The 24,270-nt window shown below is 49.5% G+C and carries 12 protein-coding genes and 2 pseudogenes; 5 read left to right on the top strand and 9 right to left on the bottom strand.

Going from position 1 to position 24,270, the window contains the following annotated elements; genetic code table 11:
* Positions 1-287: 287 nt before the first annotated feature.
* The gene (locus BWI93_RS25505; protein ID WP_094816682.1) at positions 288-1,151 is read right to left on the bottom strand and encodes a transglutaminase family protein; all 864 of its coding nucleotides are present in this window, start codon (positions 1,149-1,151) and stop codon (positions 288-290) included.
* Positions 1,141-3,473, bottom strand: a pseudogene (locus tag BWI93_RS29845) (circularly permuted type 2 ATP-grasp protein). The gene BWI93_RS25505 and the pseudogene BWI93_RS29845 overlap by 11 nt, the downstream one beginning before the upstream one ends.
* A gap of 701 nt (positions 3,474-4,174) precedes the next feature.
* Between BWI93_RS29845 and BWI93_RS25495 the strand changes: the two are divergent.
* On the top strand, positions 4,175-5,716 hold the full coding sequence (locus BWI93_RS25495) for a SulP family inorganic anion transporter (protein WP_094816680.1): 1,542 nt from the start codon (positions 4,175-4,177) through the stop codon (positions 5,714-5,716).
* A gap of 141 nt (positions 5,717-5,857) precedes the next feature.
* Here the strand turns inward: BWI93_RS25495 and thrA are convergent, their stop codons facing one another.
* The 4 genes from thrA to BWI93_RS25475 all read right to left on the bottom strand — a co-directional run bounded on the left by thrA (position 5,858) and on the right by BWI93_RS25475 (position 11,457).
* A complete protein-coding gene (gene thrA, locus BWI93_RS25490; RefSeq protein ID WP_094816678.1) occupies positions 5,858-8,311 on the bottom strand; it encodes a bifunctional aspartate kinase/homoserine dehydrogenase I in 2,454 nt (817 codons plus the stop codon).
* Positions 8,312-8,748: 437 nt separating this feature from the next.
* Positions 8,749-10,515 carry an ABC transporter ATP-binding protein gene (locus tag BWI93_RS25485; RefSeq protein WP_094816676.1) on the bottom strand — a complete coding sequence of 589 codons (1,767 nt, stop codon included), beginning with the start codon at positions 10,513-10,515 and terminating at the stop codon, positions 8,749-8,751.
* 40 nt (positions 10,516-10,555) lie between these two features.
* The gene (tsaE, locus tag BWI93_RS25480; RefSeq protein WP_094816674.1) at positions 10,556-10,981 is read right to left on the bottom strand and encodes a tRNA (adenosine(37)-N6)-threonylcarbamoyltransferase complex ATPase subunit type 1 TsaE; all 426 of its coding nucleotides are present in this window, start codon (positions 10,979-10,981) and stop codon (positions 10,556-10,558) included.
* A gap of 14 nt (positions 10,982-10,995) precedes the next feature.
* Positions 10,996-11,457 carry a YkgJ family cysteine cluster protein gene (locus BWI93_RS25475; RefSeq protein ID WP_094816672.1) on the bottom strand — a complete coding sequence of 154 codons (462 nt, stop codon included), beginning with the start codon at positions 11,455-11,457 and terminating at the stop codon, positions 10,996-10,998.
* A 144-nt stretch (positions 11,458-11,601) separates the two neighbouring features.
* Here BWI93_RS25475 and BWI93_RS25470 point away from each other — a divergent pair, with 144 nt between their 5' ends.
* The gene (locus BWI93_RS25470) at positions 11,602-12,645 is read left to right on the top strand and encodes a Gfo/Idh/MocA family oxidoreductase (protein ID WP_094816670.1); all 1,044 of its coding nucleotides are present in this window, start codon (positions 11,602-11,604) and stop codon (positions 12,643-12,645) included.
* Between the two features lie 155 nt (positions 12,646-12,800).
* A complete protein-coding gene (locus BWI93_RS25465; protein WP_094816668.1) occupies positions 12,801-14,030 on the top strand; it encodes a chorismate-binding protein in 1,230 nt (409 codons plus the stop codon).
* A 57-nt stretch (positions 14,031-14,087) separates the two neighbouring features.
* Here BWI93_RS25465 and BWI93_RS25460 read toward each other — a convergent pair whose 3' ends face one another.
* Positions 14,088-18,878, bottom strand: a complete 4,791-nt coding sequence (locus BWI93_RS25460) for a translocation/assembly module TamB domain-containing protein (protein ID WP_094816666.1) — start codon at positions 18,876-18,878, stop codon at positions 14,088-14,090.
* Positions 18,879-19,020: 142 nt separating this feature from the next.
* Between BWI93_RS25460 and tsaD the strand changes: the two are divergent.
* Positions 19,021-20,018, top strand: a pseudogene (gene tsaD / locus BWI93_RS25455) (tRNA (adenosine(37)-N6)-threonylcarbamoyltransferase complex transferase subunit TsaD).
* A gap of 2 nt (positions 20,019-20,020) precedes the next feature.
* Here the strand turns inward: tsaD and BWI93_RS25450 are convergent.
* Complete coding sequence (locus tag BWI93_RS25450; protein ID WP_094816664.1) at positions 20,021-20,359, bottom strand: ArsC family reductase; 339 nt, start codon at positions 20,357-20,359, stop codon at positions 20,021-20,023.
* A 264-nt stretch (positions 20,360-20,623) separates the two neighbouring features.
* Complete coding sequence (gene hisB / locus BWI93_RS25445) at positions 20,624-21,757, bottom strand: bifunctional histidinol-phosphatase/imidazoleglycerol-phosphate dehydratase HisB (protein WP_094816662.1); 1,134 nt, start codon at positions 21,755-21,757, stop codon at positions 20,624-20,626.
* A gap of 497 nt (positions 21,758-22,254) precedes the next feature.
* On the opposite strand from hisB, the gene BWI93_RS25435 reads away from it, so the two are divergent.
* Positions 22,255-23,991, top strand: a complete 1,737-nt coding sequence (locus tag BWI93_RS25435; RefSeq protein ID WP_094816658.1) for a DEAD/DEAH box helicase — start codon at positions 22,255-22,257, stop codon at positions 23,989-23,991.
* The last annotated feature ends 279 nt before the right edge of the window (positions 23,992-24,270 follow it).

Genomic DNA, 24,270 nt, shown 5'->3' with positions numbered 1-24,270 from the left:
CCGTCCCAAAGATAGAGGGTGAGAAACTTCAAACAAAGGTATGGGGAAGGTTTGGGGGAGTTTGATAGGGTTTGAGAAAGTTTGAGGTTTGATACGGTTTAAGGTTTGAAAAAAGTTTAAGGCCGTTTAAGTGTGTTTAAGGTTTGAATCAATTCATCGTAGTACTAGCCTCAACCTCTAGACCTTTTAAACCTACTCAAACCACACTCAAACTACTTTAAGCTTTAAACCCTTTTCAAACCTCAAACTCCATCAAACCTTAAACTCTTTTCAAACTTCAAACCCTATCAAACCGGAATCACATCCACGCCTACTTTAAACGTCTGTTTTCCCGTACTGAAAACGATTCCCCTTAGCGGAGAGACGTCCCCGAAATCGCGACCCCAGGCGGTGGTGATGTGTTTTTCCTGCGGTACCAAGTCATTGGTAGGATCAAAATCGCACCAGCCTACACCCGGAGCGTATACCGAAACCCAGGCGTGCGTAGCATCTGAACCCTGTAGTTTGGTTTTACCCGGCGGGGGCTGCGTTTCCAGATAACCGCTAATGTAACGGGCCGCAAAACCCAGACTGCGAAAACAGGCAATGGCCAGATGGGAAAAATCCTGACAAACGCCCTTCCGTTCTTTCAGCACGGTTTTGAGCGGCGTATGGATCGTCGTAAAGCCAGAGACGTATTTGAACTCCGTGTAAATTTTATGACAGAGCTGCCGGGCACTCTGGTAAAAGGACTGATTTTCAGAAAAACAATCGGCCCCGAAGCTACGTATTTCTTCGTCCCACTGCACAAACGAACTCGGAATCATGTATTCCAGCAACTGCGTTTTCAGTGCATGATTCGTGCGTAACTGCTCCTTCACCTCCCGATTGGTCATGAATAAATCGGTAATGATTGACGAGCGGGTTTCAATCATACTCGTCGCCAGCACGGTCAGCTGCGTATGCGGCTGATGGATGGAAAAGTGATGCAGGGTATTACCAAAGTAATCCGTCCGCTGACTGATCTCATCGGGCATCGGCGTAATCTGCAAAGCGAAATTTGTACAATTCTGACGCGGTGAAATCTTTGGCATCAGGCAGGCAATGCCGTGATAGTTATTCACATTACCCGTATACGTATACTGCGTTTGATGAACCAGTTTATAATTCATTCTCAAGGTCCATTATCGTTTCCGTAATCGAATGCTGCGTAGCCGTATGGTTAAAGTACAGATTGGCCGTAAAATCCGATACCGACAAAATCAATCCGTATACTTCCGCTAGCAGTTGATCCAGTTTTTCGTAGGGCATGGCATCGCCACTCACGGTACTCAGCTCGGCTACATCGATGAGTTGAATTTGCGTGGAAGCTCGCAATACAGCTTTCTGAGCATCATTTAACCGCTCGGAAGCGTGGGGCAACTGAGCAATGGTCTGTTCGAGGGTCTGTAGCAGGTACGCTAGTGAGGAAGGCACCTGTTTATCCAGCAGAACCATGTCCAGCATGTATTCCATCTCGTAATTGGACTTGTAGGCCGAACGGTAATTCACCAAAGCAAAGTGGTTCATCAGCGTGGCTTCGATGAGTTCATGCTCAATGAACCGTTCCGTTCGGGCACTGAAGATAGAACGCATGATCACAATCTTGGACAAAATGCGTTCAATCAGTTTGCCCGTCTCAAACAGTAAGAAACCGTTGTTGCGGGGTAGGGACTCACTCACAATTCCATAGAACGTGAACAGGCTGTATTGAAGCGTATTCAGGGTATTCTGAATGTCGTTCGGATTCTGTTTAGGCTGAATCTGCTTGAGTTTCTGGGCAATATTTTCGATCACGTCGATGGTACGCCAGGTTACCTGATTCCAGCGTTCGCGTACGACAATCATGGCTTTCAGGAACGAGTCAATCGTGGAAGCGATCGTGCCGCGTTTAGCCTCATTGGCAATACTGTCCGTAATAATCGCAAACGGATGCTTGTATGATTCTGCGTTTTCATTCGAAAAACCGGGCTCGATTCGAATCAGACGGGATACGGTTTTGAGCAGGATTTCAATGTGCTCAGTCTTGGTCGTCGTACCAAAATTCCGTTGCAGATTCAGGGAATTAAGCGTAATGATCAGAAACGTAGTTGCCGCCATGGTTCGCTCCCCGTAGCGAGCCGCCCAAAACAAATTTTCGGCACTACGACTGGGCAGGGATGTCTGGGATTTCTGAAATAACTGCCGGGGTAGCCGAATACGATCCGGAATGATTTCCGTTTCATCCGACACAATCCAGGTATCCTTGGCGATTCCGCCGTACTGATTGGAAAAGGTGAATTTATCTTTCACCGGTGAACTTCGCGTCAACCCGCCCTGCATCACCTGATACCCCGCCGGAGTGGCCGTCAGAAAGGCCCGAATGGCGGCGTACCGGGGTTCAATTCGGTCATTGACGAAAGCAGGTGTCGTTGAAAAACTGATCTCTTCCTGAGCTACGTATTCGCTCGGATGTTGAAGGATTTGGGCTCGTAATTCCTGTAGCTGATCGAACGTAAGCTGTCGTCCGTATACGGAACGGAATACCTGTTTACGATTGGCTTTTTTGATGATGAGGCGGTGTAGATTCTCCAGCACATACTGCCGCTCTTTGGCCTGCCCACACCACCAGGTTGCTACGGATGGTAACAGCAGCTCTTCCTTCAAGAAGTACCGACTGACCGAGGGTAAAAAGGAGTTGAGAGCCGTATTCTCGAGAATACTACTCCCCGGCGGGTTAATCACCATCACATTGCCATTCCGGATGACCTGAAGTAAACCGGCTACGCCCAGTTTAGAGCCGCCACGTAGTTCCAGAGGGTCGCACCATTCATCGTCTACCCGGCGAATGATGATGTCCACCCGCTGCAAGCCTTCAATGGATTTCACCCAGACGTAGCCATTCTTGACGGTAAGGTCATTGCCTTGTACCAACGTAAAACCCAGGTACGAAGCCAGATATGCCTGCTCGAAGTACGTCTCGTTGTTAGGGCCCGCCGTCAGGTAAACCACATTGAGCTGATCCGTTTTTTCCCGGAACACCCGAAAGATGGCCTGCTGAATGTGTGTAAAAAGGGTGAAAGTCGACTAACGTACTGTTTTTCGGCCAGCTCCGGCATGACCTTGCTAATGATCTGCCGGTTTTCCAGGGCGTAACCCGAACCCGAAGGAGCCTGCGTACGGTTGTCGAGTACCCACATTCGACCGTCCGGACCACGGGCCATATCGGCGGCGTACATCACCAGTTGGTGTTCCGTAGGCAGTTTTACATCCTGACAGGGACGGAAAAAACCCGTATTCTCAAACACCAGCTCGGCGGGTAGAATCCCATCTTTCACCAGCTTGCGTTCGCCGTACATATCCCGGAAAATCAAGTCCAGCAGGATGGCCCGTTGCTGCAATCCCTTCGAGATGGATTCCCATTCGGACTTCTGAATCAAAAAAGGAATGGGATCCAGTTTCCAGGGACTATTCATTCCTTTGGGATCTTCGTATACATTATACGTTACCCCGTTTTCCCGAATTTTATTCTTGATCTCCTGTAAGCGGTTCTTGAGCTCCAGGTTTCCAATTTTCTCCAACGACTGAAATAATTTCTCCCAGTGCGGCTTAATACTACCGTCGGCATTCAATATTTCATCGTAAGAACTCAGCTGCGTTCGGTATGAATCCAGCAAGGAGTGAATCGTATCTGCTACCATAATGTACACGGGCTTCTGGCCTTACTAACTGTCGATTCCAGCCCTCACCTCTGCCTTATGCCCGGCCAAAGGTACGAGTTTCCAACTACATGGTTCTGTTTCGAAACCTAGGATAAAACCAGATGTCGAAATTTTATTCTACACCCATACCATTTATTGATATATAATTTTGATTTACAAGAATATACAGGCATTTATCACTAAATCACTAGTTTGATCTGTACGTACCTACCCTTCATTCATCAATAGAATTATACCAGAGATTTTGTAAATACTTTGGATGAATGGGCCAACTAAGCCGTATCGGTTTTGATTTTGCTTACCTTTGTCGCGAATGAAATCGCACGTATTTCCTGCTTCCCCCATCGTAACCCTTACTCCACCCTGAAGTAAGGCTCTCCCCTTTTCTATACCCTTCCTGGATCACTCATGCCGTCGAAGCTGCTTTGCTTCGTCCGGTTTACTATTCATTTCCCATGACTACCCGATTAAACCTGTTCGACTTATCGCAAAAAGTCGACTACAAAACGGAATTGCTTTCGGGCCTTACCGTAGCCCTGGCCCTGATTCCCGAAGCCATTGCCTTTGCCCTCATTGCGGGCCTTTCACCCCTCACGGGCCTCTACGCGGCCTTTACCATGGGTTTCGTTACGTCGATTTTTGGGGGCCGCCCCGGTATGATCTCGGGAGCTACCGGAGCAGTAGCCGTGGTGATTGTCAGTCTGGCGAAATCGCACGGGGTTGAATACATTTTTGCTACCGTCGTGCTGGCCGGAGTTATTCAGATGGCGGCGGGGCTATTACGGCTGGGTAAGTTCATTCGGCTGGTACCGCACCCGGTCATGTTCGGGTTTGTGAACGGGCTGGCGATTGTGATTTTTCTCGCTCAGCTGGATCAGTTTAAAATAAGCGATGCCAGCGGCACCCTACGGTGGATGCAGGGACCAGCCTTGTGGCTCATGCTGGGACTGGTAGTACTGACCATGCTCATCATGTGGGGACTACCCAAACTTACGAAAGCGATTCCCGCCTCACTCACGGCGATTGTAGTCGTGTCGGCGGCCGTTATTGGCTTACAGATCGATACCAAAACCGTAGGCGATATTGCTTCGGTACAGGGAAGTTTGCCGCCCTTTCATATTCCGGCGGTACCTTTTTCGCTGGAAACGCTGCAACTTATTCTACCCTACTCGTTCATTGTGGCGGGTGTAGGGTTGATTGAAAGCCTGCTAACGCTTAATCTGATTGATGAAATTACCGAAACCAAAGGTCGTAGCAACAAGGAATGTATGGCTCAGGGACTTGCCAATATTGTCACCGGATTATTCTCGGGCATGGGCGGCTGTGCGATGATTGGTCAAAGTCTGATCAATATTTCTTCGGGAGCCCGGGCCCGACTATCGGGAATTGTTGCATCCGTGATGCTGCTGGTATTCATAATGTTCGGAGCCAGTCTGATTGAGCAATTACCGATGGCGGCCTTAACCGGTGTACTGATCATGGTTTGTATCGGAACCTTTGAATGGGCCAGTTTCAAAACCATCGGCAAAATGCCCGCTTCCGACGTATTCGTTATCGTAGTGGTAACGCTGGTGACGGTTTTCCTGCACAATCTGGCGTTGGCCGTTGGCGTAGGCGTTGTGATTTCGGCCCTGGTTTTTGCCTGGGAAAACGCCAAACGCATTCGGGCCCGGAAGTATGTGGATGAGCAGGGAACGAAGCACTACGAGATTTTCGGTCCACTGTTTTTTGGTTCGATTCACGCCTTTAATGAAAAGTTCGACGTCAGCTCTGATCCGCAGGAAGTGGTGATTGATTTTGCGGAAAGTCGCATAGCGGATATGTCAGCCATTGAGGCCCTAAATGCTCTGACGCGTCGCTACCGGGTGGCGGGTAAAACGGTACATCTACGCCATCTGAGTCCCGATTGCCGAAAGCTTCTACAACAGGCGGAATCGATGATTGAAGTGAATATTCTGGAAGATCCGACGTATCGGGTGGCTTCGGATTTAGAGTAGAATTAATGGTTGATAGTTATTAGTTGGTGGTTGCTCGTATGTTTCCGCTTTCGTGCTAGCGAATGAAAATGACTTGGTAGATTCCATAAAAAAAGCGGGCTGATTTCTAATCAGCCCGCTTTTTTTATGTTTCACTTTTTCTTACGAAAGGTAACTACCAATGGAAACGATGTCGGCGAATACACCGGTGGCGGTTACTTCCGCACCGGCTCCGGGGCCTTTGATGACCAGGGGTCGATCGTGGTAACGCTTGGTTGTGAAAGAGATGATGTTATCGGCTCCTTCCAGCGAATACAGCGGATGCTGGGGTCCTACGGATTTCAGTCCAAGTTTGATTTTTCCGCCTTCCAGCGTCGCGATAAACCGGAGTTTCTCGCCTTTGGCATCGGCGTCATCGACCCATTTTTCGAAAACGGGATTACAGTTTTCCAGTTCAGCGAAGAAGTCGTCCACGGAGGGAGCCAGTCGGCAGCTTTCGGGCAACAAGGGCGTAATTTCAACGTCTTCGAAATCCGCCTGCATGCCGATTTCCCGGGCCAGAATCAGAATTTTCCGGGCGACATCCTGACCACTCAAATCATCGCGGGGATCGGGTTCGGTATAGCCTTTGGCTTTCGCTTCGCGAACCACTTCGGCAAAGCGTAAGCCCGGACGGAAATTATTGAAGATATAACTCAGCGTACCCGAGAATACGCCTTCGATTTTCAGGAATCGGTCACCCGAAGCAATGAGTCCCTGCAAGGTGTTGATGACGGGCAAGCCCGCTCCCACGTTGGTTTCATACAGGAATTTCACCCCTTTCTTGAGGGCCATGCGGTGACGGCGGGCGTACTCCTCGTACGGAGCGGCGTTGGCCGTTTTATTGGGCGTAACGATGGATACCGATGCTTCCAGCAATCCTTCGTAGTAATCGACAATGGCTTTATTGGCCGTACAATCCACGAAGATACTGTTGGGCAGGTTCAAGGCTTTCACCCGTTCGATGAAGGCCGACATATCCGCCTTTTCACCGTCGATGTCCAAACGTTCTTCCCAGTGTTCCTTTGAAATACCCCCTTCGTCAATAACCATTACCCGGCTGTTCGTTACGGCAATGAGGCGAAGTTTCAGATTCCGGTATTTCCGCAGGTAACTTTCCTGCTGCGAAAGCTGATGCAACAGCGTTTTACCAATCAGTCCCGTACCCATCAGGAAGAGGTTCAGGGTTTTGACCTGATCGGCGAAGAAGCTTTCGTGAATGACATTCAGAGCTTTCGATAGATCTTTCCGCTCGATTACTACGGAAATGTTCAGCTCCGAACTGCCCTGAGCCGTTGCCACGATGTTAATCCCGTTCTTTCCGAGTACCGAGAACAAGCGACCCGACACACCCGTGTGTTGCCGCATGCCTTCACCTACTACGGCAATGACGGAAAGGTCTTCCTGAATGTCGATTCCTTCAATGTCTCCAATCCGGAGTTCGCCGGAAAATTCCGTTTCCATGATTTCCCGTACTTTACTGGTGAACTTGGGATCGATGGCAAAGCAGATCGAGTGTTCGGAAGAGGCCTGCGAAATCAGAATCACCGAAATTTCGTGGCGGGCCAGTACCGTAAACAGCTTGGCCGATACCCCAGCTACGCCAATCATACCAGAACCTTGTAGGTTAACCAGAGCCAGATTGTCGATGGAGCTGATCCCCGTGATGGTGTACTCGTGCGGGGGAGCCTGCCGGGTTACGATGGTTCCCGGATGTGAGGGATCAAAGGTATTGAGAACCTTAATGGGAATGTTGGCTTTGAACGCCGGCGTCAGGCTGGGCGGATAAATCACCTTGGCACCAAAGTGCGTCAGCTCCATCGCCTCGGCGTAGCTGACCACTGGAATGGTAAAGGCATTGCGTACCTTCCGAGGGTCGGAAGTCATCATACCCGGTACGTCCGTCCAGATTTCAATGACGCTGGCGTTGAGAGCCGACCCGAAAATACTACCCGTATAATCGGAGCCTCCGCGACCGAGCGTCGTCGTCACGCCATCTTCGGTTGAGCCGATAAAGCCCGTAATGAGCTGGAGGTTTTTATTCTTGGCAAAATGATGCTGAATCAGATGATTCGTCAACTCGAAGTTTACTTCGGCCTGCTGAAACGAAGCGTTCGTTTTAATCAGCTTGCGGGCATCGAGAAAATCGCAGTCGACACCCTGATCTTTTAGCACTTCAGTCACCAGCGTCGTCGACAGGCGTTCGCCGAAACTTACAAGCAGATCGGACGTTCGCGGTGAAATTTCCCGAATCAGGGTAATCCCCCGCAGTAAGTCTTCGAGTTCATTAAACAAACCCATGACATCGGCAATGACCCGACTCCGAAAACGCGGTCCAATGAAATGGTTAATGACTTCGAGGTGACGATCGGACGCTTTTTTCAAAACGTCCCGGTATTCTTCATTACGGGCGGCCCGGTTGCCCATTTCCAGCAACTGGTTGGTAAATCCACCCATGGCCGAGAAAACCACGGCTATTTTTTCACCGCGTTGAAGATTATCATGAATAATGCCCAAAACCGACTCTATGGCTTTGATGCTTCCTACGGAGGTGCCGCCGAACTTTAGAACTTTCATACGCTAATCAACGACTTTACAGCCGTGCCGGATAAGTAGAGGAGCCCTTGGGGGAGACTCATAAAATAAGAGAATCGCAAAGATAACCGAGACGATTGGTTCGCAGCTGAAGAATTCTAAAAACTACGCGTTTGCCGGTACTAAACGTAGGAGAATGCGGGAGTAGAGCAAATTTCTTAGGCTAAACATCGCCTACAAATTTTGAACATCCGTAACAAATCCTACGGATAACTCGGAAAAAGAACGTGACGGTTAGTCGGACTCAGGCTCGCGGCCAAGGTAAGCACAGCCTACAAATTTAGGCATCCGTAGCAAATGCTACGGATAACTTGGGAAGGCGGGATTTTTAAGGTAAGGCGATGGCTGGCTATTATTAAAAAGAAAACTTCCCGGAAGTAATGACTCCCGGGAAGTCCGTACTGGTTATGAAACGGGGCTTACGCCACTTTCTCCATTTTTTCTTCCTGGTGCCACCACAGTTCCATGAAACGGGGACCGTTGTAGCGTAACCAGTCAAACGAACCTTCTTCAATGATTCGGCCCTTGTCCATGACGTAGACGTAATCAAAGTCGCGTAAGAGGTGCAGGCGGTGCAGCGAGGAGACGATCGCCTTGTCGGGGAACGCTTCGAACATCCGCTGATAAATCAACGCTTCCGTTTTTGGGTCGACGCTGGACGTCGGTTCGTCGAGCAATACTACGTGACTGTGCTGAGCGGCCAGAATTCCCCGGGCCAGAGCCAGCCGCTGTTTTTGTCCACCCGACAGGTTGACTCCTTTTTCCTGAATCTGCGAGTCGAACCCCTGCGGCAGTTGCTTCACGATTTCGTGGAAATGAGCAATTTCACAGACTTCCCGCAGTTTCGCTTCCTCGAACGGCAGACCCAGCGTGATGTTATAGGCAATCGTATTTTCGAAAATTTCCGGCTCCTGCGGGAAAAGCGTTACGGAATCGTACAAGGCTCCCAAATCCGGATACAGCTCGCCATCGATGGCCATTTCGCAGCCGGGCTTGGGCTGGTACAATCCCCGCAACAGGGCGAGCAAAGTACTTTTGCCACTGCCACTTTCCCCGATCAGGGCAATGCGTTGTCCCCGCTGAATTCGCAGGTTCAGGCCTTTCAGACCCGTCACGCGTTCGTCAGACTGGTGGGAAAAATGAATATTTTTTAGCTCAATCGCCTGCCAGTCGGGAGGTATCGTTTCAATGGCTTCCGGACGGTGATTATTTTCGTAGGCCTCGGCAATGTCGTTGGCCGTTTGCAGGTCGGTATTGTAGCGAACGATGTCCGTATACTGCCAGGCTACATCCTGAAATACGCTCGTAAACTGGTTCACGTAGCCGAGCAGCGTGACCAGTCCACCCACGTAAAAAGCCTGTGACGGATCGCTGTTCTGATAAATGTAACCCAGCGTAATGACACCGTAAATCAGGCTAATCATCATTTCAGCCGTGAACCATTTCCATTCATTAATTACGACGTTTTTACGAAAGGCTGGAAACAGCTTCGATACCTTTTGCATTAGTCCGGTTTCCATACTGTTTTCCAGCCGTAAGGTAATCACGGTAAGAATGTTGGAAAGGCTGTCAAAGAGCGTGGCAGATACCTCGTGTTCACCCTCGTTGACTTCATTCAGCGTCCGAACGAAAGGCTTATCAAACATAAAAATGATGCGTAGCGTCACGATACCAATGCCTACCCCGATCATGCCAAATAGCGGGGAAAAGTACAGCATGGCTCCCAGTGACAAGGCAAACTTCATCAGGGCGTGCAGGTACGTAAAGCCGTTCTGGAAAAAGAGACGCAGGGCTTCGTAGGCCTTCCGAATCCGGTTGATCGTGGCTCCCGAGTGGTGATCTTTATGCCATTTGACGGGCAAATGCAGGGCCTGGTGGTATCGTTCCTGTAGAAAGTTACGGCTTAGATTAAAAGCCAGTTCCCGCTCTACCACGCGGGCCGGACCGTGAAACGCCCAGAAAACCAGCCGCAGACCGATATACCCCAGGATGTACCAGAGGGAATACCGCAGGGCATGAACGCCGTCTTTTTGAAGCTGATTGACCAGCCAGCCCAGCATCAGGGGCAAACTGGCATTGACTAAATTGGAAAGAATAAACAGCGTATACACGCCTACATACCGGCCTCTTTCATGCCGGGCATACTGCCACGCGGTACGCAGCAGCGAAACATAAGGATTACGCATGGGGGAAAAAAGGATACCTTAAAAACGGAACGTCCGCGTATTAGCTCTGCACGCGAATCGTTCGGGAATCGTCGGGGTTAGGGATGATGGACACCAATAAAGCATCGGGGGGCCACAGGTTCGGAATCAACGAGGGCCATTCAACAAAACAGTACGCTCCTGAATCAAAATACTCTTCTACGCCCAAATCCAAGGCTTCAATTTCTGACTTAATCCGATAGAAATCAAAGTGGTACACCGTTTCACCCGCTTGGGTGGCATATTCATTCACCAAGGCAAAGGTCGGACTCTGTACGGTCTGGCTTACGCCCAGTACCCCGCACAACGCTTTGATAAAAGTGGTTTTGCCCGCTCCCATCTCGCCCTCAAATAGCCACACGGTACGCTCCTTCCCATACGCCAGCACCTGACGGGCGGTTTCTGAAAGTTCCGAAAGCGAAGGGCAATGAAATTCCTGAATCTGCATGATGGGAAAGGGCCTCAGGCCGGTACTAGGTGCTGTAAACGATCAACGATGGTAGCCACGGCCGGACAAATCGTCGTATTTGCTAACGTCAGATCCAGAATCTGAACCATTCGGCGTCGGTCGGTATGGGGGTACTCCCGACAGGCTTTGGGGCGTACTTCGTAAATCGAACAGTAGTTATCGCTGCCTAAGAAGGTACAGGGCGAACTATTGAGTACGTAATGCCGATCTTCGTCCAGGTGTAAATACCGGTCAATCAAATCCGAGGGGCGAATCCGCAGGTGTTTGGCGATGCGGTCAATATCCGTATCCGTAAAAATGGGACTGGTCGTCTTGCAGCAATTGGCACAGGCCAGACAATCGACTTCCTCAAAAACTTCTTCGTGCAATTGCTCAAAAGCTTCGTCTAATTTTTTAGGTTTACGGGCCTTGAGCCGATTTAAATACCGCTTATGTTCCGCGTAACGCTCATTCATTGTACAAAAATAATAGATTAGTTTTCAGTTTATTGTTTTCGGTTTACAGTTATTCTTTGAAAATCAGTGGCTCCTTTTCCCCAGGCCCGGGGGTATACTTTTACTAACTGAACACTGTAGACCGAAAACTGACCACTTACTGCCATGATTCGTACTGCTCTTGCTGGTTTCGGAGATTCTGCTCATTATCTCCACGCCCCCTTTATTCTGGCGAATCCCGCCTTTCAACTTACGCACGTCTTCGAACGTTCCAAAAACCGGGCAGCGGAGGCTTATCCTTTTTTGCAGACGGTACGTACGTTTGAAGCTCTGCTGGAAAACCCGGAGATCGATCTGATCATCATCAATACGCCCAACGATACCCACGCGGACTATACCCGAAAAGCGTTGCAGGCGGGCAAACACGTCGTTGTGGAAAAGCCCTTCACGCCTACTGTCGAAGAAGCCGAAGAACTGATTGAGCTGGCTCGGGAACAAAACCGGGTACTCAGCGTATACCATAACCGTCGCTGGGACAGTGATTTCCGTACGGTCCAACAGGTACTGGAATCCGGCGAACTGGGCGAAGTGCATACCTACGAAGCTCACTTCGACCGGTACAAGCCCGTTTTAAATCCAAAAGCCTGGAAAGAAACCAATTCTGCCGGTAGTGGAACTCTTTACGATCTGGGTTCGCATATTCTGGATCAGGTTCTGGTACTGTTCGGTCGTCCGCAATCGGTATGGGCCAACATTTGGACGCAACGGGAAGGCTCCCAAATTGATGATGCTTTCGATTTGTACCTGAATTACGGTCGGTTACGGGTACGCTTACGTTCAAGTCTGCTCGTACAGGAGCCTGCTCCCCGCTATACGCTGCATGGTACACACGGGAGTTTTCTCAAACCGGGTATTGATATTCAGGAAGATCAGTTGAAGGCGGGTGAAATCATGCCGGGTCACCCCAACTTTGGTGTAGAACCCGAATCACTCTGGGGCTTGCTGCATACGGATGTAGACGGACAGAGCATTTCCCGAAAAATGGAAAGCTTACCCGGTGACTGGGGCATTTTCTACCAAAACGTAGCGGATGCCATTACCGATGATGCCGAATTGTTTGTGAAACCCGAGCAGATAGTTACGCAGTTGAAAGTCATCGAAGCGGCTTTTCAAAGTACACAAACGGGCCAGACCGTTCATTTGTCCTAAATTTTATTTCCTTCCCGAAAGTGCTGACTTTCGGGGAGTTACTCTTCTTGAGCGTACTCTTTACACACATCCCTACGTCAATTAATGACTTTTTAAGGAATTCCCAGCACCATTTCGCACTGCGAATAGTTATACTTATATCGTGAAATGGAGTTATGGAAACAGTTCATACTGAGAATATTTCAATTCGTACCCACTCATTATCCAATCTTTGGCGTACGGCTGAGCGTGGCGGTTATCCGGCAGCCTTGTGGCGATTACCGCGAGCTTCAGAAAAACAGCTGATTATTGATTTATCGAGCGAAGACCGTCGTCTGAAAGCCGATCTGGAAGAATTGCCTGCTGGGTTTGCCATCAGTCCTTTTCTAAATCCGGAAGGCGAGCAGACGCGTTTTTTGCGGGCTGATCTTTACTTTTCGTTTGATGCGGAGGAGACCCTGATTGCCGAAGAGATTACTTCGTCGGCGGATTTCTGGCGTATTCAGGCGTTTGAAGATGATGCCGACGACGATTCCGATGACTTCCCGGAATACCATCTGACCCCCATTCCGCTGGACGGAAACGCGGGTTCAGAACGGGAGAAATTCGAAGAAGCCGTTCGGCAGGCCGTTACGGAAATGAAGCTCGGAGCTTTTCAGAAGGTAGTCCTTTCCCGGCGTAAATGGGTGGAATTACCCGCCCGTTTCGATCACGTCGCTGCCTTTCATCGGCTTTGCGAAACTTACCCTAACGCGTTTATTTCGCTCGTTTCCTTACCGGAGTCGGGTTGCGTCTGGCTGGGAGCAACGCCCGAAGTACTCGTTAGTCAGGATCAACAGGGCATCTTTCGGACAATGTCTTTGGCGGGTACGCAATCCGCAACGGATGCTGAGCAGCAACCCGTTTCCCTGGAACATGCCCGATGGTCAGACAAGGAGATTGAAGAACACGCGTTGGTGAGCCGGTATATCATCGAGTGTTTCAAGAAAATTCGTTTGCGGGAATACCAGGAAAGCGGCCCTAAAACGGTCAAAGCCGGTAACCTCCTGCACCTGCGTACGGATTTTCAGGTGGATACCCAGGCCGTTAATTTTCCGCAGTTGGGCACGGTTATGCTGGATCTACTACACCCCACTTCAGCGGTTTGCGGTACGCCGAAATCCTCGGCCCTTCGCTTCATCGAACATTACGAAAACTACGACCGAAGCTATTACAGTGGCTTCCTCGGTCCGATTAATATTCACAACGAATCCCATTTGTTCGTCAACTTACGGACCATGCAGATGGAAGGCGATCAGGCCATTTTATACGCCGGAGCGGGCATTACAGAAAACTCAATTCCGGAACAGGAATGGCACGAAACTGAAATGAAATGCCAGACCTTACTCGCCGCCCTGGCCTTGTAAGTACCTTACGATTTTAACGCAAAGCGGCCCGAACCAAAGTTCGGGCCGCTTTTATTTTCAGGGCTTGTAGGCTTCCGTCGTACGGGCGGGTTGCCGGGTCGTATCGGGTCGGGTTGTATCCGTTGGAGTCACGGCGGACGGTGTTACTTTTTTCTTCGGGAAGAAATAATTGAAGCTTTTCGTATACAGTACACTACCCCCTACCGTCGGCGTATTCTGGTTGATGGTACTTTGCAGGAATGTGTTTTGCGGGAAACGGCTAAAGGCTTTCAGTCGCCAGCGGGCGTCGGGTGTTACGGTCCATTCCGCGGCCCAGTCGCCAATGAGGTTCGCATTCTGCGTGCTGTACACCGATGAAAACCCACCGTCCCGACTAATCGTCAGGCCATTCCCGAAATTATACGATACGCGGGCCCGAAGCTGATCGGCCAGGTTTTGATTCGAACCAATCACGTTCACGGTATTGATATCCACTTCTACGCCATTGGCTACTTTGGAAAGGATGTCACTCAGCACGCTGGTACCCGTTTCCGCCAGCAAATTCAGTACGTTGATGTCGCGGAACGCCTGCGAGTTCTGCGGAATCAGTCGTCCCGAAAACAGGATACTACTCACCTGATTGTTTAGCTCCTGCTCATCATTGGCAATGCGGGCTTCAAAAGCCTGTACTGAACCGGAGAACTGTGGTTCCAGTGGGTATTCTTTAATTTTTAACCCAAAGCCAACGTTTGGCTTCATCAGCCGATCTTTCAAACTGATCGTCACCTCCACCGGATACGCCCGCCGGGCCTGAGCCGAAGAAGTCTGATCATTGCTCAGGTTCATGATGGGCGTCAGGGAAGTGAGTTTGGTATACGAAGCTTTAACGTCCACGTAGGCTTCATAGGGATCGCCGTACCAGCTAATGCGACTGTTGGGCTGAATGGCAAATTCCTTGGAAACCAGTGCTTCGTACTTGTAATAGTACTTCCCTTTTTCCAGCTCATACGTTCCCCGCATGGCGAATTCGCCTTTCGTATCTACTTCCAGATTCAGGTTACTGTGTCCGTAGGCCTCCAGTCGGTCACCCGTTCGACGATCGAGTAGCAGAATACATTTGGCATCGGGCGTAATATTGAAGTTGAAGTCCATTCGAATGCCCGTACGCACCTTACGGGGCAAATTCAGGTCCTCTTCCTTCTTCTTAATGGCCAGATTTACAAACTGGATGTAATCCGTGTTACTTACCTCCGAAGCATTATCAATCGGAATGGTGATTTCTGTACCGGGTCGAGTGGTGGCGTTGGATTTTACGATCAGGTTATCCAGTGAACCCACACTTTCCACGCTCACATCGCCCGTTACGTAAGCTTTACCATAAAAAAGTTTGTTATCCTTACTGGTCGTATTGAGCACTTTAAAGTTTTTCAGATTAGCCTTTAAATCCATGGCGTAACTGCCATTACCGCCCGAATACATGCCCAGCCGGAGCTTACCCGTATTGCCTTCTTCGTCACTTATGCCCATCTGGGCCTGAATTTCGCCCCCCCGGAAACGGATGGTATCGGAAAAAGCCAGCCGTACGCCCAGATAATCGAAGCGAAGTTGTCCACGTTTCACGTCTACCAATCCCCCCAGTTTCGGATCGCGGGGGGTACCACGGATCAGGAGTTTCCCACTGGCCTGTCCTTTGATTTCCGAGAAAAGGTCTTCCGTAAACGGTTCAAAAATCTGTAAGTCAGTTCGGTTCAGCGTGGCAACGAGGTCAAGCGAATTGTCATCCTGCTCGGGCGAGTACGTCCCCTTTACGTTTAGAATCGGGTTGTTCATCCGATCGACGCCCATATTGATATTTACCCGTTGATTGGTACGGTCCCACTGCGACGAAGCCGTTACGTTGCCAATCAGAAAACCTTTATATACGAGTTCATCCACGTTCAGGTTACCGTCCAGATTAATGTTTTCGTAGGCATCTCGCATGGATAATTCTCCATTGAGCGTCCCTTTCACGTTTACCTGTAAAATCGGTTGGAGCGTAGCCAGGTTAAAGTCCTGAGCCTTGAGGGAAAGGGTTTGTAGTGGATCCTTGGAAACCAGGCCGTTAATGGCAATCGACTGCTCCACATTGCGGAAAGTCAGATCATTGACCTGAATAGTTGAACCCGTCAGCCGAATCCGGTTCTCTGTATTCACGTTCCAGTCCTGATCCAGAATCCGGACCCGGGAACGGCGAAAATGTAGGTCGGTCCCTTCCGGACGGAAAAAAATATCCCCGTTCAGGTTAAGCCGGTTGGTACTTTGCTGTTGCCGTAGACGGCTCGTAAAGGCAATGTGATCTTTTTCCCAGGAAGCTTCCACCTGTAAGGCTTCCGTTGGGGCCGCTGAATAGATTTGCTGCTGTTGGGAGGTAATGACTGCTGAAGCCAATACGTCGTTCTGATTAGCGTATTTGGACGTGTTGAGGTCTACTTCGGAGTGGTAGAACTTATACTTTTCAATCAGTAACGTATCAACTTTGGCGTTCAGCGAAAATACCGATGTCGCTCCCATCGTAAAGGCTCCTTCTACCCGCGTATTCGGCGAAAGATAGCCGCCGGGATACAGAAAAGCCATCAACGGTCGGGCGTCTTTAAAGTCAACGGAGTAATCCAGACTGTAGCGGTCGATGATGGACGACTTTTTGGCTTTTCGGCGGTAATAGTCCTGCCGGGTGGAGTCCAGTTCCGTGAAATAAATTTTGTACTCTTCTACCAGATTGGGTAAGTCTTTCAGGGCTTGTGACAAGGCAAAGGGCCCCTCGACAGTGGCATTCAGAATATCCGTTTGCAGGGAAATATACCGACTGCTTACGGGCTTGGGTACGAAAAGATACAGCGTATCAATGAGCAGGTTCCGGTCGCCTTCTTCGAGCATTCGCGTCAGATACGTATTTTTCAGGCGGGCGACGCCGTACATCTGATCCAGCTCAAGCCCCGTCCAGACGACGTGTACTTCCGACTGTAACCGCATGTCTTCTTCGGATACACCCAGCGGATGCAACATGGCCCGGCTGATGGTGCCGTCAATGTCGAAGTAGTTGCGTTTCTGACGCAGGTCGGCTTTCCCTTCCAGATCGAATACCAGATTGGTATCCTTCATGGCTACTTTTCCCTCAAACAACCCGAGTTGCAAGGCTCCGTCCACGCGGATATTCCGGTAGTTATAACCCTGGAATCCAACCTGTTTAACGTCCGTATTAAGCCTGACTGTTGCCGTTTCTTTATCGAATCCGGCCCCTTCAATCTGGCCCTTCAAATCAATCGTTTGGAGCAGTTTGGGATCTTTAATTAAATCGCCCAGGGCAAAATCGGCGAGTTCAATATTGCCTTTGTACGTTGAATTTTCGATGTCATCGGCAATCTTCATACTCAGGTCAGGCACGATCGTGCCGAGTCCGGTTTTCAGGATTCCCTTCGCCCGAAAATCATTGTAACGACCCGCGAAAAGTCCCTGATAATCCAGCGTACCAAATTCTTTAATGGTTTCTTCGGCGGTTTTTCCCGTATACTGAGCCAAATCCTGAGCGTTCGTTACAAACTGACTCAGGCGAAAATCCATATCCGACGTTTCAAAATCGGGTAAGCCTTTAAAGGCAAACGTACCCGCCGCCCGACTTTGCTTGCCGTAACGCAGGTCGGTAGCGTTGAAAACAAAATCCCGAACGGTTCCGTCGAAGTGTCCCGACGCCTGCCAGCGGTCGTTAAACTGGTATAAGGAGGAGGCAAAGCGGGCCAGGTCATTGGCATAAACGACGCTTTGACTGAGATCGGCAATGATGCGTACCTTCTCGTTAAAGTCACCTAAATCCCGGCTTCTTTTGTATCGGAATTCGATATGTTTACGCAGCGTCGAACGATTGACGTGTACGAGTAGATTTTCAAACCGCATCTGCTGGGCGGAGAAAAAGAACTTCGTATCGAACTTATGAATACGCAACTGAGCGACGCGGTCAATCCCCCGTAACTGCGTAATGTCGGCAGCAATGGTATCCGCAAAAACCAGGAAGTTTTTAACGTTGCCGTTTAGCTCATGAATGACAAAGTGATTGTAATCAAAGGTGCCTTTTCGTCGGAAAGGTTCTTTGCGGGGATCGTCGTAGTGAAATTCTCCCCCTTCCACCAAGCCCTCGCCAATGGTGAAGGGAATTACTTTCGGCGGGCCTTTCCGAGGCGTTTTAGGAGCCGTGAGCCGGTCGATGGCATTGATGAAACCATCGATGTTTAAATCCCCGTTGGGTTGTACGACCAATCGGACGTCGGGACCCACCAGTTTGACCTGATCGAGGTGAATGTTGGTACTGGCCGAATCAATGAGTTTGAATAAGGCCAGATTCACTTCCAGACGCTTGACGTCAATCATGGGTTTACGAAGCGTATCCGGAATGGAAACCTGTTCCAGAATAAGATTATCGGGAAAGCGATAATTCACGCGGCCAATGCTAACGGGATAGTGCGTCTGCTCGTAGAACCACTCCGTAACGTATCGCGTCAGCCTGGTCTGAATGGCTGGAATGCGTAGAAAGGCCATCAGGCTAATCGTAAACCCAAACGCCAGCGTAAGGATTATGGTCGCGTTACGGAGTACAATGGGGGATTCCCGGGCGATGCGAGGCAGGACCCAGGCCCGTAGCCGGGGAACAAAAATTAATAAAAGTACTCCGAGGGTAAACAGGGGTAAGCCGATGAACAGCAGTTTACGTTCCAGATTCTCCTGCTCGGCTTCGGTAAACGTAACCCACGAAAACCGAACTGCTATCGCTAGCCCGATGAAAGCTACCAACGCCAGGGTTAGCAGGGTTCGAAGGGTGAAACGGAGGAGCGATCGCATCATGGGAAATCGGTACAAAAAGCTAAAGTTATACAGGGATCACGTGACAAAACCTGTCATTTGAACGTTTACCCCGTACTTTTGTTGACTAAATACTCATTTAAAATTACAAACCACCCCGCTTGTTCGGGTCGTTTCGCTCTCTATGGTCTTACTCGCCATTGAATCTTCCTGCGATGAAAGTTCAGCTGCCGTACTGATTGATGGTCAGGTTCGTTCGAACGTCGTTGCTACGCAATTAATTCACCAGCAATACGGCGGTGTAGTACCGGAGTTGGCTTCACGGGCTCACCAGCAACACATTGTCTCAGTCGTAACCGAAGCTCTAACGCGGGCCGAAGTTACAAAAAATGACCTGAACGTCATTGCTTTTACCCGTGGTCCGGGATTACTGGGTGCCCTCTTGGTAGGTACCTCCTTTGCCAAATCACTGGCTCTGGGACTAAACATTCCGCTGGTCGATGTGCATCACATGCAGGCCCACGTACTGGCTCATTTCCTGCAGGACCCGCACCCTTCGTTTCCTTTTTTATGTCTGACCGTATCGGGTGGACATACGCAGATTGTACGGGTTCGGGACTACCTGGACATGGAAGTCATCGGCGAAACTCAGGATGATGCCGTCGGCGAAGCTTCGACAAAACGGCCAAACTGCTGAATCTGCCCTACCCCGGCGGCCCTTTGATTGACAAATACGCTCAAACGGGTAATCCTGACCGCTTTGCTTTACCCGACGTAGATACACCCGGCCTGAATTATTCCTTCTCGGGTATCAAAACGGCCATCCTGTATTTTCTTAGGAAAGAAACGGCTCAGAATCCGAACTTCATCGAAGAAAACCTGGCCGATATTTGTGCCTCCGTCCAGGCCACACTCATTCGAATCTTACTGACCAAACTAAAACGGGCCGCCCGCGAAACCGGCATTAAGGAAATTGCCATTGCCGGTGGCGTTTCGGCGAACTCGGGTTTACGCAGGGAATTGCAGCAAACGGGAGAGAAACTCGGCTGGAACGTGTACATTCCTAACTTCGAGTACTGCACCGATAATGCGGCTATGATTGGTATGGCCGGGCATTACAAGGCGTTACGGGGCGAGTTTTGCCCGCAGACCGTATCTCCGCTGCCCCGGATGGAATGGTAAACCTATTTAAAAGTAGTTTCGTAAACGTCCGGTTTGAAACCCAGAGCCACGATTTTCCCTTCGGCTTCAATCAAGGGGCGACGAATTACGGATGGTTTTTCCAGCATCAGAGCAATCGCCGATTCCTGATCGGCTGGCTTTTCGGCGAGTTGTTTCCACGTGGTTCCGGCTTTATTGACCAGTTCTTCCCAGGACTTTTGCGTGAGCCAGCGTTCAATCGTTTCCCGCGTAATACCCTGTTTTTTGTAATCGTGGAACTGGTAGGTAATGGCATGATCGGCCAACCATACGCGGGCCTTTTTCACGGTATCACAATTGGGAATGGCGTATAACGTATACATTGTTTTCTGAGGATCAAGTCAGGTTTATACTAAAAAGAGCGGCCCGTAAGGCCGCTCTTTTCTTAAGGTTTGGTATTCCTACTTGCGAGGTTCCCGCTTCTCCAGGTATGCTCCAATGTAGAAAGACGTGGCCATCAGCAATACAAAAAACGCGATGGGTACAAAAGTGGGCAGAGGAATATTCAGTAACATATGCGTATGTGTTATCTAGTGTTTCGAAAGCAATGATCACAAAAGTAAGCCACAAAGCTTAAACTCTAAAGTTTACAGGACGCCTTTTGTACTGGGCAGATTATTAAGCTCCCGGATTTCCCGCCGTACGGCCATCTTGATCGCTTTGGCCCAGGCCTTGAAAATAGCCTCAATTTTATGGTGCTCGTTGTCGCCTTCAACCTTGATATTCAGATTAGTAAGTGAAGTATCGGTAAAGGACTTGAAGAAGTGATGGAAGAGTTCCGTGGGCATATCGCCAATTTTCTCCCGTTTGAAAGTAGCATCCCATACCAGCCACGGGCGACCCGAAAAATCAATTGCTACCTGAGCCAGTGCTTCGTCCATGGGTAACAGGAAACCGTAACGGGCAATGCCCCGTTTATCGCCCAGGGATTTGCGGAACGCTTCACCCAGGGCCAGTGCCGTATCTTCGATGGTATGGTGTTCGTCAATGTGCAGGTCACCGTTGACTTTAATGGTCAGATCCAAACCGCCGTGTTTGGCCAGTTGATCGAGCATGTGATCAAAAAAGCCGAGTCCCGTCTGAATGTTGGCCTTACCCGTACCATCCAGATTGAGTTCAACAAAAATCTGGGTTTCTTTCGTATCCCGCTGTACCTGTCCGATGCGGTCAGCCAGCCGTACTTTGCGGTAAATTTCATCCCAGTCGGGCGTAATCAGAGCTACATAGGGCTCCAGTTCCGGCGTAAGCAGGCCGCGTTCCGATTCTTTATTACCGGGTTCTACCAAAATAGCTTTCGCGTTCAGGTTTTTCGCCAGCCGTATGTCCGTCAGCCGGTCGCCAATCACGAAACTGTTGGCCAGATCGTAACTCCCGTCCAGGTACTGCGTGAGCAGGCCAGTACCTGGTTTACGCGTCGGCAGGTTTTGTTCCGGAAACGAGCGGTCAATGTGAACGGCGGAGAAGACGACTCCTTCGTTTTCCAGCGTTTGCAGCATTTTATTCTGCGTCGGCCAGAACGTATCTTCGGGAAAGGAATCCGTACCTAATCCGTCCTGGTTGGTTACCATCACCAGTTCGTAATCGGTTTCTTCGGCTATTTTACGTAACGCGGAGATGGCTTTGGGCAGAAACTCCAGTTTTTCGAGGGAATCAATCTGAAAATCGGTCTGGGGTTCTACGATCAACGTTCCGTCCCGATCAATAAATAAGGCTTTTTTCATGCACGCGATTTTGTCACAAATTTGTAGCCGAAACAGCTAATTACCCACACGTTCCCGCCAGTATTTCATTCCCAGGGGTTGCAAGGGCCATGGAACCCTTTTGAAGGAAGCCCGGATTTTGATCTAAATCATGGAAAAAGTAAAGTGAATGGTATATTTCTTTGATTATACTGAACATTTCCCCTACATAGTACAATTTACTTGCAGACCTGAACTCTTTCAGCGTATTTTGCATTGTATTTCTAGCGGCAGGGAAACATCTGCTTGCTGAAAAGGCCTCCCGTCTGCCTTGCTCTGATTTGGTTCGCGTGCCGAACCCTCCTTTGTAGCTCACACTTTGGTCATCAGAAGCCCGACGGATGTGTAGGCATCGTTGTGGTTTATTTTACATCATTTAAAACCGACTGTACCGCAAACTTCTGTTTGTGAGGTCTTCGGAAACAGGCCCTGCCTGTAGATGACCGGAGCACAAGGAACTCTTGTGGTATTATTAATTCATGGAGAATCAAATTTTATTTGCTGACCTCGGTCTTTCTGACGAGGTGATGCAAGCCGTCACGGAAATGGGTTTCGTGGCACCCTCGCCTATTCAGGCCGAGTCTATTCCTCATCTGCTGGAAGGCCGTGACGTCATTGGCCAAGCTCAAACCGGTACCGGTAAAACAGCTGCTTTCGGTATTCCTTTAATCGACATTATTGATCCGAACGAGAAAGTCGTTCAATCCCTGATTCTGTGCCCTACGCGTGAATTAGCCGTACAAGTTTCTGAAGAACTTCGTCGCTTGGCTAAATTCAAAAGAGGCGTTTGGATTACGGCTATTTACGGTGGCGATAGCTACGAGCGTCAGAACCGCGATTTACGCAAAGGCTGCCAGATCGTAGTAGGTACGCCGGGTCGGGTAATGGACCACATCGAACGTGGTTCCCTGCGTCTGGATCATGTGAAATACATGGTACTGGATGAGGCGGATGAAATGCTGGACATGGGCTTCCGGGAAGACATTGAAAGTGTACTGGCCGACTGCCCTGAAGATCGCCAAACGGTCTTCTTCTCAGCTACGATGCCGAAACCAATTATGGATCTGACCAAACGGTATCAGAAAAACCCACAGTTGGTAAAAGTTACGAAAAACGAAGTTACGAACGCCAATATCGAACAAAGCTGGTACGCGGTGCGTCCCGATGCGAAGTTCGAAGCCATGTGCCGTCTGATCGACTTCCACCAGATCAAATTGATGCTGGTGTTTAGTAATCAGAAAGCTCGGGTCGATGAAATCGTTGAGCAATTCCAGATGCGTGGTTACGCAGCGGAAGGTCTGCACGGCGATATGCGTCAGGCGGCCCGTACGCAGGTAATGAGCAAATTCCGCGGCGGTACTACGCAAATTCTGGTTGCTACCGACGTAGCGGCTCGTGGTATCGACGTAGACGATGTAGAAGCCGTTTTCAACTACGATGTACCGATGGATTCGGAATACTACGTACACCGGATTGGTCGTACGGGTCGTGCTGGTAAGTCAGGTAAAGCCTTTACACTGGCTGCTGGAGCGGAAAAATACCGTATCCGTGACATTCAGAACTATACGAAAGTAGAAATTACGCGGGGTAAGCTGCCTACGTTTGCGGATGTTTTCGCAATCAAGAAAACTCGCTTCATTGAACGCGTACAGCAAACCATCGAAGAAGGTACGTCTGAATTTTACGCCGATGTACTGAGCACGCTGGAAGAAGCCGGATATGAGCCTACAGCCATCGTTTCTGCCTTAGCTCAACTTAACCTGGGTGGTGTAAAAACGACTGAGGATAATCTGGAAGAACAACCCCGTAACAAATTCGAAGGCCGTGATGCACGCGGTGGAGACCGCAATGGTCGCTTCGGAGATCGTCGCGGTAATGAGCGTTTCGGTGACCGCAAAGGAAGCTTCGGCGAACGTAACGGAAACACCCGTGACCGTGTGGATCGTGAAGGCAAACCCTTCCGCCGTGGTGCCGATGCCGGAATGGTTCGTCTGTTCATCAACATCGGTAAGAATTTCAAAATTACGCCTAGCCACATTGTAGGAGCCATTACGGGCGAAACCGGTCTGCCCGGTAAAGTCATCGGCCAGATCGACTTGTTCGATAGCTACTCTTTCGTGGACGTTCCTAAAGAACACCAACAAACGATCCTGAGTGCTCTCGATGGCAATACCATTAAAGGCAAACGGGTGAATGTGGAAGTGGCGAAAGGATAAGTTTAGTTGTCAGTTTCTAGTGTACTGTTTTCAGTTTTAACTTGACAACTTGAAATAAAAAAGCCTCTGTGACGAATCGTTGCAGAGGCTTTTTTCATGTTTAAAAATTGCTTGCTTCTCGCTTAATTAGTCAATAAATATTATTTACAAAATATTAAAACATTGATTTTCAATACTATATAAGCTTAAAGGTTTTTAAAAACTGTAAATAGCAAACTGAAAACTGTACACTCCCCTGTTAAAGAAAGTTAAGGCTTTAAACGTGCGTTGAGGTATTTG

The sequence above is a fragment of the Siphonobacter sp. BAB-5385 genome (assembly GCF_002261125.1).
GTDB lineage: Bacteria > Bacteroidota > Bacteroidia > Cytophagales > Spirosomataceae > Siphonobacter.
This window is presented reverse-complemented; position numbering and strand designations above follow the sequence as displayed.

What these genes read in the sequence shown, in the direction of transcription:
- BWI93_RS25435 (WP_094816658.1), top strand. Translation starts at nt 22,255, where the DNA reads ATGGAGAATCAAATTTTATTTGCTGACCTCGGTCTTTCTGACGAGGTG.
- BWI93_RS25505 (WP_094816682.1), bottom strand. Translation starts at nt 1,151, where the DNA reads ATGAATTATAAACTGGTTCATCAAACGCAGTATACGTATACGGGTAAT.
- BWI93_RS25470 (WP_094816670.1), top strand. Translation starts at nt 11,602, where the DNA reads ATGATTCGTACTGCTCTTGCTGGTTTCGGAGATTCTGCTCATTATCTC.
- BWI93_RS25495 (WP_094816680.1), top strand. Translation starts at nt 4,175, where the DNA reads ATGACTACCCGATTAAACCTGTTCGACTTATCGCAAAAAGTCGACTAC.
- thrA (WP_094816678.1), bottom strand. Translation starts at nt 8,311, where the DNA reads ATGAAAGTTCTAAAGTTCGGCGGCACCTCCGTAGGAAGCATCAAAGCC.
- BWI93_RS25460 (WP_094816666.1), bottom strand. Translation starts at nt 18,878, where the DNA reads ATGATGCGATCGCTCCTCCGTTTCACCCTTCGAACCCTGCTAACCCTG.
- BWI93_RS25465 (WP_094816668.1), top strand. Translation starts at nt 12,801, where the DNA reads ATGGAAACAGTTCATACTGAGAATATTTCAATTCGTACCCACTCATTA.
- hisB (WP_094816662.1), bottom strand. Translation starts at nt 21,757, where the DNA reads ATGAAAAAAGCCTTATTTATTGATCGGGACGGAACGTTGATCGTAGAA.
- BWI93_RS25475 (WP_094816672.1), bottom strand. Translation starts at nt 11,457, where the DNA reads ATGAATGAGCGTTACGCGGAACATAAGCGGTATTTAAATCGGCTCAAG.
- BWI93_RS25485 (WP_094816676.1), bottom strand. Translation starts at nt 10,515, where the DNA reads ATGCGTAATCCTTATGTTTCGCTGCTGCGTACCGCGTGGCAGTATGCC.
- BWI93_RS25450 (WP_094816664.1), bottom strand. Translation starts at nt 20,359, where the DNA reads ATGTATACGTTATACGCCATTCCCAATTGTGATACCGTGAAAAAGGCC.
- tsaE (WP_094816674.1), bottom strand. Translation starts at nt 10,981, where the DNA reads ATGCAGATTCAGGAATTTCATTGCCCTTCGCTTTCGGAACTTTCAGAA.